Here is a 12,712-nt window from a genome sequence, read left to right on the forward strand (position 1 = left end):
CCGGGTCAGGGGGTTCGGGGGCCGGGTGACCGAGTCCGGGACGGTGCCGGGCCGCCGGGCGGTGCGGTCAGTCGGCGACCCAGGGCTTGTCGTCGAGCAGCGCGAAGAGCTCGTCGTCGGTGGCGTCGTCGAGTTGGACGCGGTTGTCCTGGTCCGCGTCCGCTCCGCCGTCGGCGGCGCTCGCCGACCAGGTGGCGAGCAGTTGTTGGAGCCGGTCGCCGATCGCCGCGCGCACGGTGTCGTCCGCGGCCGGCGCGGTCTCGGCGAGGACGGTGCGGAGCTTGTCCAACTCGCCCATGAGGAAGGCGCTGTCGCCGTCGTCGGCGGGGGCGAGCTCCGCGCTGAGGTGGTCGCGGAGGGAGAGGATGGTGGGGTGGTCGAAGATGAGGGTGGCGGGCAGCTGCAATCCAGTGGCGCTGTTCAGGCGGTTACGCAGGTCCACCGCGGTCAGTGAGTCGAAGCCCAGCTCCTTGAACGCCCGCGAGGCGTCCACGGACCCCGCCGAAGCATGCCCCAGCACCCCGGCCACCTCGGCCAGCACCGCGTCCAGCAGCACCCGGTCCCGCTCCACCGAACTCAGCCCCCGCAGCCGCTCCACCAGACCACCACCGGCAGCGCCACCCGAAGCGGCAACACCCCAACGCCGACCAGCCGCCGGCACCAGCTCCCGCAACACGAACGGAACCCGATCACCGGCAAGCGCCGAGATACGCAGGGCAACGGGAACTGCGTTCGGCTCATTGACCATCAGCGCGGTGTCCATCAGGGCCAACGCCTCACGCGCGGCCAGCGGCGGTAGTCCCGCCCGCCGCAACCGCGCCACGTCCGCCTGCGCCAACCGGCCGCCCATACCGGTCTCCCACATCCCCCAGGCCAGCGACACAGCGGGCAAACCCTGCGCGCGGCGCACGGTCGCCAGGGCGTCCAGGACATTGTTCGCGGCCGAGTAGGCAGCCTGACCGGCATTGCCCACCACACCCGCGAACGACGAGAACAACACAAACGCCGACAGATCACGATCAGCCGTCAAGGCATGCAAGTGCAAGGCTGATTCGGCCTTCGCCGCCAGCACACCCGCCAACCGCTCCGGCGTCAGATCAGCGACCACACCATCATCGAGAACCCCCGCCGCATGCACCACGGCCGACAGATCGACACCGTCGAGTACACCGGCCAGCGCCTCCCGGTCGGAGACATCACACGCCTGGACACTGACCCGCGCACCCAACTCCTCAAGTTCGGCACGGAGTTCAGAGGCGCCGGGAGCTTCGGGCCCGCGCCGGGAGACGAGAAGCAGATCCCGCACCCCGTGCTCGGTGACCAAGTGCCGGGCGACCTCCGCGCCCAGCCCCCCGGTCCCGCCCGTGATCAGCACCGCCCCCTGACCACCCCACGGCGACGGCACCGACAGAACGACCTTCCCCACATGCCGGGCCTGCCCCAGCAGCCGCAACGCCTCCCGAGCCCTGGCCACGTCATACGAGGCCACCCTCACCGGCCGCAACGCGCCCCGCTCGAACAGCTCCAGCAGCTCGGCCCACATCCCGGCGATCCGGTCCGGACCCGCGTCAAGGGTGTCGAACGCCTGGTAGCTGATGTCCGGATGGGTGAGAGCCACCTTCTCCGGGTCGCGTACGTCCGCCTTGCCCATCTCGACGAAGCGGCCACCGGGCCGCACCAACCGCAGCGAGGCATCCACGAACTCCCCCGCCAGCGCGTCCAGCACCACATCCACACCCGACCGGAACCGCTCCTCGAACTCAGTCGTCCGCGACGAGGCAATACGCTCCTGCGCCACACCCAGCTCCCGCAGCACCGCCCACTTCGGCCCACTCGCCGTCGCGAACACCTCGGCACCCAAATGCTGAGCCAGCTGCACCGCAGCCATACCGACACCACCGGCCGCGGAATGGATCAGTACCGACTCACCGGCTCGCAGTCCGGCGAGGTCCTTCAGGGCGTAGTAGGCGGTCAGGAACACGATCGGCACGGACGCGGCCTGCTCGAACGACCAGCCCTCCGGTATCCGCGCCAGCAGCCGCGCATCGGTGTCGGCCGTCGGGCCGAACGCGCCGTCCAGCAGGCCCATCACCCGATCACCGACCGCCAGTCCGGTCACATCAGGCGCAACCTCGACGACCACACCGGCACCCTCATGCCCCAGCCGACCCGCGTCCCCGGGATACGTGCCCAACACGTTCAGCACATCCCGGAAGTTCACCCCGGCCGCCCGCACCGCGACCCGCACCTCACCGGGGCCGAGGACACGCGGCTCCTCGGTGATGGGCTCGACGCCGTCGAGGCGACCGCGCTGCCCCACCTCCATGCGCCACGTCTTCCCGGGGGGCACGGTGGGCGGCACGAGGACATCGTCGGAGGCCATCCGTACGAGGCGCGGTGTCCATGACTTGCCGTCGCGGAGGGCGAGTTGAGGCTCGTCGAGGGGGGAGAGCCGTTCGGCGAGGGCGCGGTACGAGGCGGCGGTGCCGTCGACGTCGGCGAGGACGAGGCGTCCGGGGTGCTCGCTGATCGCCGACCGGACCAGGCCCCAGGCGGCGGCGCCGGTCAGGTCGGGAGTCTCGGTGCCGGTGGCGGGGCGCAGCGCGACCGCGCCGGTGGTCAGTGCCACCAGCGGGGTGTCCGCCCATCGCTCGTGTGCGAGCCAGGTCCGCATGGCACCCAGGAGATCAGCAACCGGACTTGGGACTTCACCAGAGTTGACCGCGACGGTCAGGCCGACGACCGAAGGTTCGGGCTCGCCCGCTTCGACCGCGGCGATGAGGGAGTCCAGGTCGGCGTAGTGCCTCGTGGGCACACCGGACTCGCGCCACGTCGTCGTGTCGCGGCCGCCGACCACGGCCCAGTGGCCGGTGCGGGCGGTCCGGGGGCGGTCGGTGGGCGCGGGGACCCAGTCGAGGCGGTACAGGTCGTCCGGTCCGGTGGCCGCCCGGGTCAGGTCGGCGGCGGACACGGGTCGCAGCACCAGCGAGTCGACCACGGCGACGGGGCCGCCCGCCGCGTCGGCGACGTGAAGTGCGTACGCGTCGCCCCCGCACGGCGTGAGCCGAGCCCGTACGGCACTCGCACCGACGGTGTGGAAGGACGCACCCGACCACAGGAACGGCAGCAGCGCGCCCTGCCCCTCCCCCGCGCGAAGGGCAAGGGCGTGCAGCACGGTGTCGAGGAGCGCCGGGTGCAGCCCGAACGCCGTCGCCTCGCTCTTGGCCGGCTCGGGCAGGGCCGCTTCGACGAGCAGCTCGTCGCCGGACGTCCACACGCGGGCCAGGCCCCGGAAGGTGGCGCCGTAGGAGAGTCCGGAGCGGTCGAGCCGCTCGTAGAGGTCTTCGAGGTCGTCGTGGGGGAGTTCGCGGGCCCCGGCAGGCGGCCAGGTGCGAAGCTCGGGCGCCTCGTCGAGAGTGACGGCCGCGTCGTCGAGGCGGCCGGTGGCGTGCAGGGTCCAGGGCTGGTCGGGGGCCGCGTCGTCGGGCCGCGCGTAGACCTGGAGCGCCCGGCTTCCCTCGCCGTCCGCCGTCGGGGCCTCGACGGTGATCTGGACGGTGACGCCCGCGTCGGGCGGCAGGACGAGCGGTGCCCGGAGGGTGAGTTCGGCCAGCCGGCCGCAGTCGGCGCGGTCGCCGGCCTGGAGGGCGAGCTCGACGAACGCCGTTCCCGGTACGACGACGTTGCCGACCACCACATGATCGGCGAGCCACGGATGCGTACGGACCGACAGACGGGATGTCAGCAGCAGCGTGTCGGAGCCGGCCACGGTGACGGCCGCGCCGAGCAGCGGATGCTCCGCGGCCGCGAGACCGAGGCCCCGCGCATCGGCGGCGGCACGGGCCGGTTCCAGCCAGTACCGCTGCCGCTGGAAGGCGTACGTCGGCAGCGGCACTCGTCGCGCACCACTGCCCTCGAACAGGGCGGCCCAGTCGACACGAGCCCCCCGGACGAAGAGCTCGGCAAGGGCGGTGAGCAGCGTCTCGGTCTCCGGGCGCCCCTTGCGCAGTACGGAGAAGGCCGGCCCGGCCACCGGGTCGACGAGCCCGCTCAGCACCGGATCGGGGCCGATCTCCAGCAGCCGTCCGGCGCCGAGCGGGCCGGTGGCGGCGCGCAGGGCGTCGTGGAAGAGCACGGGCCTGCGCACCTGTTGGACCCAGTAGGAAGGGCTGGTCCAGTCGGCCTCCCCGACGGTCTCGCCGGTCACCGACGAGGTGGCCGGGAGGGTGGGGCGTCGGTAGGTGATCTGCTGGGCGATCGCGGCGAACTCGTCGAGCATCGGCTCCATGAGCGGGGAGTGGAAGGCGTGGGACACGCGCAGGCGGGTCACCCGGCGACCGCGTTCGCGGACCACGTCCATGACGCGTTCGACGCCTTCTTCGGTGCCGGAGACGACGACGGCGGCCGGTCCGTTGACGGCGGCGATGCTCACGTCGTCGGCGCCGGCCAGCAGCTCGGCGACTTCGGCTTCCTCCGCCTCCACGGCGGCCATCGCGCCCCCCGTCGGAAGGGCCTGCATCAGCCGGGCACGGGCCGCCACCAGCCTTACAGCGTCCGGGAGTTGGAAGACACCGGCCGTGTAAGCGGCCGCGTACTCGCCGATGGAGTGCCCCAGCACCACATCCGGCGCCGCACCCCACGCGCGGAGCAACTCAACCGACGCTACCTGCACCGCGAACAGGGCCGCCTGTGCGTATCCCGTGCGGTCGAGCAGGGCGGCCGCTTCGGAACCGTCGGCCGCGAAGAGGACATCCCGCAGCGCGAGGGGGAAGCCGTCCGCGCCGGACAGCTCGGCCTCCAGCAGTGCGGCTGTCTCGTCGAAGGCACCCGCGAACACGGGGTAGGCGGCGTGCAGTTCACGCCCCATCCCGAGACGCTGGCTGCCCTGCCCCGTGAACATCCATGCCGTACGGCCCTCTGCGACCACCCCCGTCACGGCGGGCTCCGCGAGCCCCGACCGCAGCGCGTCACCGTCCCGCCCGAGGATCACCGCCCGGTGTTCCAGGGCGGCACGGGTCGTGGCCAGGGACAACCCGACGTCCGCGGGGTCCGCGTCGTGGGAAGCGAGATGCGCGGCCAGCCGTGCCGTGCCGGCATGCAGGGCTGCGGCGGTGCGGGCCGATACGACCCACGGAATCACCGGAAGGTCGGCCGAAGGTTCCGGCCGAAGCGCCGCCTGTGTGACGGGGGCTTCTTCGAGGATGACGTGGGCGTTGGTGCCGCTGATACCGAACGACGACACACCCGCCCGGCGCGGCCGCTCCCCACGCGGCCAGGCCCGCTCCTGCCGCAGCAACTCCACCGCACCCGCCGACCAGTCCACATGCGAGGACGGCTCATCGACATGCAGCGTGCGAGGCAGACGCTCCCGCCGCAGCGCCATCACCATCTTCACCACGCTCGCCACACCGGCCGCCGCCTGCGCATGCCCGATGTTCGACTTGATCGACCCCAGCCACAACGGCTCGTCACCAGACCGGGCCTGCCCATAGGTCGCCAGCAGCGCCTGCGCCTCGATCGGATCACCCAGCCGGGTGCCGGTGCCGTGCGCCTCGACCGCATCCACCTCGGCGGCATCCACCCTCGCAGCAGCCAACGCCTGCCGGATCACCCGCTGCTGGGACGGTCCGTTCGGCGCGGTGAGCCCATTGGACGCACCGTCCTGGTTCACAGCACTGCCACGCACCACCGCCAACACCCGATGGCCACTACGGCGCGCATCCGACAACCGCTCCAGAACAAAAATGCCCCCGCCCTCAGCCCAACCCGTCCCATCAGCACTGTCGGCAAACGACTTGCACCGACCATCACCAGCCAGCCCACCCTGCCGCGCAAACTCCAGGAAAATCGTCGGCGTCGCCATCACGGTGGCTCCACCGGCCAGGGCAAGGTGGCATTCGCCCGAGCGCAACGCCTGAACGGCCAGATGCAGGGCGACCAGCGCCGAGGAACACGCGGTGTCCACGGACATCGCCGGCCCCTCCAGCCCCAGCGAGTAGGCCAGGCGACCGGACGCAACGCTGGGAGTGCTCCCGGTCAGCAGGTATCCCTCAGTGCTGCCCTGCGGCGCGTCAACCGTGCCGCTGCCGTAGCCGTTGGCGGAGACGCCGGCGTAGACGCCCGTCTGTGTGCCACGCAACGACGCCGGATCAATACCCGCGTCCTCCAACGCCTCCCACGCCGTCTCCAACAACAACCGCTGCTGCGGATCCATCGCCAACGCCTCACGCGGCGAAATCCCGAACAACTCCGCATCAAACAACGCCACGCCATCGACGAACCCACCAACCGCAGCAAGCCCCTCCAACAAGGCAGGATCCCAACCACGATCCGTCGGCAAAGCCCCCAACCCATCCCGGCCCTGACTGACCAGATCCCACAACCCCTCAGCCGAATCGGCACCACCCGGGAAGCGGCACCCCATCCCCACAATCGCGATCGGCTCATCGAAAGCGGTCGTCGCCGGTGTACGCGGTTGTGTGGGGCCCTGCGCGGTGATCTCGCCGAGGACCTCTTCGAGGAGGTAGTCGGTTAGGGAGTTCGGGGTCGGGTGGTCGAAGACGAGGGTGGCGGGGAGCGTGATGCCGGTGGCGGCGCCGAGGCGGTTACGCAGATCGACGGCGGTCAGCGAGTCGAACCCCAGGTCCTTGAAGCTGCGGGTCCCGTCCACGGACACCGCCGAGGCATGGCCGAGCGCGGTGGCGACCTGCGCCTGGACCAACTCCAGCAGAACCCTGCGCTGTTCGGCGGGCGCCAGCACGGCGAGGCGGCGGGCCATTTCACCGTCGGCTGCGGCAGCAGTTCCGACGGTACGGCGACGTGTCCTGACCGGCACCAGGTCGTGCAGGACAGGGGGCAGGGCGCCGTGGCCGACCTCGCCGAGCGCCGAGGTGCGTAGGGCGACGGGGACGGCGAGCGGTTCGTTGACCAGCAGGGCCGCATCGAGCAGGGCCAGACCCTCACTCGTCTCCAGCGCCGGGAAGCCCTGCCGAGCCATCCGCTCCAGCTCCGCCTCGCCCAGCGTCCCACCCATACCGTCGGCGTTCGCCCACATCCCCCAGGCCAGCGACACGGCGGGCAGACCCTGGGCGCAGCGGGTGGCCGCGAGGGCGTCCAGGACATTGTTCGCGGCCGAGTAGGCGGCCTGACCGGCGTTGCCCACCACGCCCGCGAACGAGGAGAACAACACGAAGGCGGACAGATCACTATCGGCCGTCAACTCATGGAGATGCAGGGCTGATTCGGCCTTCGCCGCCAGCACACCGGCCAACCGCTCCGGCGTCAGATCAGCGACCAGACCGTCGTCGAGAACACCGGCCGCATGCACCACACCCGACAGATCAACGCCGTCCAACACGGCCGCCAGCGCCGCACGGTCGGTCACGTCACACGCCTGGACCTGGACATGGGCGCCCAACTCCTCAAGCTCAGAACAGAGTTCGGCAGCACCCGGAGCCGCGGGCCCACGCCGTGAGACGAGAAGCAGATCCCGCACCCCGTGCACGCTGACCAGATGCCGGGCAACCTCGGCCCCCAGCCCACCGGTCCCACCCGTGATCAGCACCGCCCCTTCGCCACCCCACGGCGACGGCACCCGAAGCACGACCTTCCCCACATGCCTGGCCTGCCCCAACAGCCGTAGGGCCTCAGGAGCCCGCCCCATCTCGAACGACGTCACCGGATTCGGCCGGAGCGCACCCTGCTCGAACAGCTCCAGCAGCGCGGCCCACATCTCGGCGATCCGGTCGGGACCGGCGTCGATCAGGTCGAAGGCGCGGTAGTCGATGCCGTGCTCCGCACGCACCTGCTCGGCATCGCGGATGTCGGTCTTGCCCATCTCCACAAACCGGCCACCCGGCCGCACCAACCGCAACGACGCATCCACGAACTCACCCGCGAGCGAGTCCAGCACCACATCCACACCCGGCCGGAACCGCTCCTCGAACCCCGTCGTCCGCGAGGAAGCGATCCGCTCCGCCGGGACACCCAGTTCACGCACCACCGGCCACTTCGGCTCACTGGCAGTCGCAAACACCTCACCGCCCAAATGCTGAGCCAACTGCACCGCAGCCATCCCCACCCCACCGGCAGCGGAGTGGATCAGCACCGACTCCCCCGCCTCCAGACCGGCGAGGTCCTTCAGGGCGTAATAGGCGGTCAGGAACACGATCGGCACCGACGCCGCCTGCTCGAACGACCACCCCTCCGGCACCCGCGCCAACAACCGCGCATCGGACACCGCCGTCGGAGCGAACGCCCCGTCCAGCAGGCCCATCACCCGGTCACCGACGACCAGGCCCGTCACCTCGGGGCCGACCTCCACCACGACACCCGCGCCCTCATGCCCCAGCCGCCCCGCATCCCCCGGATACATCCCCAGCACATTCAGCACATCACGGAAGTTGACGCCGGCCGCCCGCACCGCGACCCGCACCTCACCACCCCGCAACCCACGCGGCTCCTCAGCAACCAGCCCCACACCATCCAGCCGCCCCTGAGCCACCACATCCATCCGCCACCCAGCACCCAGTCCGACAGGCGGCAGGAGGACATCACCGCCGGCCATGCGGACCAGGCGCGGCACGCGTGCCGTCCCCTGACGGATCAGTACCTCGCGGGTCGTCTCCGGGACGCCCGTGAGCGTCTCCCAGGACGTGGGGTCGAGGTCGAGGTCGGCGAGGGCGATGCGGCCCGGGTGTTCGGTCGTGGCCGTGCGGACCAGGCCTCGGACGGCGGCCGCCGCCGGGTCGGTGAGAGGCTCCTCGTGGTCGTCGGGACCGGAGAGCACGATCAGCAGGCGGGTTTCCGCGAGGCGCGGCTCTCGCAGCCACTCCTTGACCGCGCCGAGTGCCTCGGTGACGGTCTCACGGACGGGGCGTGCGGCCTTCTCGATCGGCAGGAGGACGGTGCCCGGCGGTTGCGTACCGGTGTCGAGTGCCGTGCGCAGGGCGTCCAGGTCCGGGTACCGGGTGCCGTACCTGGCCTCGTGTCCGGTCGGGAGCTCGCCGAGGACGCCCCAGTCGCAGTCGGCGGTCCTGGTGTCCCCGGCCTCGGTGAGGGGGCGCCATTCCACTCGGAACAGCGCGTCGCGGACGAAGTTCTCGGTGGTCTCCAGGTCCGTGAGGGTGACGGGCCGCAGCAGGAGGCTGTCGAGGGTGGCGACGGGGGCGCCGTTCGCGTCGGCGACCCGGAGTGCGACCGTGTCCTCGCCTCGCCGTGTCATGTGGACGCGGACCGTGGACGCGCCCACGGCCGACAGCTCCACGCCCGACCACAGGAACGGCAACCGGGCACCGTCCTGCTCCCACAGGCCCAGTGCATGCAGCACGGTGTCCAGGAGCGCCGGGTGCAGACCGAATCCCTCGCCACCGCCCGTGACCGCTTCGGGCAGTGTGGCCTGCATGAACCAGTCGTCCCCGGCACGCCATACGGCCTCCAGGCCGCGGAACGCCGGGCCGTACGACAGGCCCGCCGCTCCCAACCGCTCGTAGAGACCGTCGAGTTCGACCTGCTCGGCGTCCTGCGGCGGCCAGACCCGCAGGTTCCACGACTCCCCGGAACCGGACGGCGCCGCGGCCTCGGCGATCGTGCCCGACGCGTGCAGGGTCCAGGGCAGGTCGTCGGCCGTGTCGTGCGGGCGGGCGTGGATGCGCAGGGCTCGCTGTCCTGCGGTGTCCGGGGCCTCTACGCCCACCTGGAGTTCGACGGCGCGGTCCGTCGGGAGGGCGAGTGGGGCGTGGAGGGTGAGTTCGGTGACGTGGTCGCAGCCGGCGCGCTCCCCTGCGGCGAGGGCCAGTTCCAGCAGCGCCGTTCCGGGGACGATCACCGTGCCCGCCACGACGTGGTCGGCGAGCCAGGGCTGGTCGGCGACGGACAGCCGCGCCGTCAGCAGCACGGTGTCCGTGTCGGCGACGGACACGGCGGCGCCGAGCAGCGGATGGCGGACGGGGCGCAGGCCCAGGCCGGCCGCGTCGACGGTGGTGCGGGGCGCTTCGAGCCAGTAGCGGCGGCGCTGGAAGGCGTACGTCGGCAGGGGTGTCTCGCGTGCCGCCGTGCCCGTGAAGAGGGCCGCCCAGTCGACGGACGTGCCGCGTACGAACAGTTCGGCGACGGCTGCGAGGGCCGTCTCGCGTTCGTCCCGGTCACGGCGCAGCACGCACACGGCGGGGGCGGTGTCGACCAAGGCGGAGAGGACGGGATCGGGGCCGATCTCCAGGAACCGGGCGACGCCGAGGTCGTCGACTGCGGTACGGGCCGCGTCGTGGAAGCGTACGGCGTCGCGGACCTGGCGTACCCAGTACTCCGGGGTCGTCCAGTCGTCGGCGTCGAGCACGGCGCCGGTGCGGGTGCTGACGGCGTGGAGCGCCGGGCGGTGGTAGGTCACCTGGGCCGCGAGGCCGGCGAATTCCGCCAGCATCGGCTCCATGAGCGGGGAGTGGAAGGCGTGCGAGACAGGGAGCCGCGTGGCCCGGCGGCCCTGTTGGTGGGCCGTGTCGACGATGTGCCGTACGGCGTCCTCGTGGCCGGAGACGACGACGGACGTGGCGCTGTTCACGGCGGCGATGACGGCGCCGTCCGTGAGGAGTGCGGTGACCTCGGTCTCGGTTCCCTCGATCGCGGCCATGGCGCCACCCTCGGGCAGGGCTCGCATGAGGCGTGCGCGGGCCGCGACGAGCCGTACGGCGTCGGGCAGTTCGAGGACTCCGGCCGCGTGGGCGGCGGCGAACTCGCCGACCGAGTGGCCCAGCACCACCTCGGGTTCGGTACCCCAGGAACGCAGCAATCGGATGAGGGCGACTTGCAGGGCGAAGAGGGCGGACTGGGCGTAGCCGGTGTCCTGGAGGGTGTGTTCGTCGTCTCCGAAGAGGACGGTGCGCAGGGGCTTTTCGAAGCCGAGCTCGGCGTCGAGAAGGGCACAGACCTCGTCGAGGGCGGAGGCGAACTCCGGGAAGGTGGCGGCGAGTTCTCGTCCCATGCCCGGACGCTGGCTGCCCTGGCCGGTGAACATCCACGCCGTACGGCCCTCGGTCGCGACGCCCGTGATCAGGGGTTCGGGTAGCTGGGCGCGGAGGCCGGCGAGGTCGTGGCCGAGGAGGACGGCTCGGTGGTCGAGGGCGGCGCGCGTTGCCGCGAGGGAGAACCCCGTGTCCAGGGGCTCGGCGTCAACGGAGGCGAGGCGTTCCAGCTGGGCGCGCAGGGCGTCGGCGCCACGGGCGGTCACCACCCAGGGGATCACGGGCAGTTCGACCGTTACGGCCGTGGTGGCCGGTGCGGCCGGTGCGGCCGGTGCGTCAGTGTCCTCTGCATCCGCCTCGGAGGGTTCGGCGGGGGCGGGTGTCTCTTCGATGACGACGTGGGCGTTGGTGCCGCTGATGCCGAAGGACGACACACCCGCCCGGCGCGGACGCTCACCCTGCGGCCAGGCCCGTTCCTCAGTCAGCAGCCGCACCGCACCCGCCGACCAGTCCACGTGGGTGGAGGGCTGATCGGCGTGAAGAGTACGCGGCAGGCGCTCGGCTCGCAGCGCCATCACCATCTTCATCACACCGGCCACACCCGCCGCCGCCTGTGTGTGGCCCAGGTTGGACTTCACCGACCCCAGCCACACGGGCTCACCGTCGCCGTCGCGCGCCTGGCCGTAGGTGGCCAGGAGTGCCTGGGCCTCGATGGGGTCACCGAGCCGGGTGCCGGTGCCGTGCGCCTCGACCGCGTCGACCTCGGCCGCCGTCACCCCAGCATTGGCCAGCGCCTGACGGATCACCCGCTGCTGGGACGGCCCGTTGGGCGCGGTGAGACCGTTGGACGCACCGTCCTGATTGACGGCCGTACCCCGCACCACGGCAAGCACCGGACGCCCCAGCCGACGTGCCTCACTCAACCGCATCAGCACCAGCACGCCCGCACCCTCGGACCACCCGGTGCCGTCCGCCGACTCCGCGAACGCCTTGCACCGGCCGTCCCCCGCCAGGCCACCCTGCCGCGAGAACTCCACGAAGGTCGCCGGGGTGGCCATGACGGTGACGCCGCCCGCGAGGGCCGTGTCGCACTCCCCCGACCTGAGCGACTGGCACGCCAGATGCAGCGCCACCAGCGACGACGAACACGCCGTGTCCACCGTCACCGCCGGACCCTCGAAGCCGAAGACATAGGCCACCCGGCCGGAGAACACACTGCCCGCGTTGCCGTTGGCCAACAGCCCCTCGACCTCGTCCGGCGTGGCCGGCAGGCGGGAGGCGTAGTCGTGGTACATCAGGCCCGCGAAGACGCCCGTGCGCGAACCCCGCAGCGACAGCGGATCGACACCCGCCCGCTCCAGCGCCTCCCACGACGTCTCCAGCAGCAACCGCTGCTGCGGATCCATCGCCAACGCCTCACGCGGCGAGATCCCGAACAACTCCGCATCGAACTCGGCCGCCTCGTGCAGGAAGCCGCCCTGCCGCGACGACGACTGCCCCGGCCCGTCCCCGAACAGGGCCGTCAGGTCCCAGCCACGATCCACCGGGAAGCCCGACACACCCTCGCCGCCGGACGCCACCAGGTCCCACAGAGCCTCCGGTGAGTCCACCCCACCCGGAAAACGGCACCCCATCCCCACGATCGCGATCGGCTCGTGGTCCCGGGCCTCGACCTCGCGCAGCCGCTGACGGGTCTGGCGAAGGTCGGTGGTGAGCCGCTTGAGGTACGTCAGAGTCTTGTCGTCAGTGGGCACGCG

Annotated in this window: 1 protein-coding gene; it reads right to left on the reverse strand. The window is 71.8% G+C overall.

Features of this window, described 5'->3' with window-relative positions:
- Positions 1–67 precede the first annotated feature (67 nt).
- Positions 68–12,709, reverse strand: coding sequence for an SDR family NAD(P)-dependent oxidoreductase (locus ACZ7NC_RS35550; protein ID WP_471494572.1), 12,642 nt, complete (start codon positions 12,707–12,709; stop codon positions 68–70).
- Positions 12,710–12,712 lie beyond the last annotated feature (3 nt).

This window comes from Streptomyces sp. NPDC111802, from assembly GCF_055634335.1.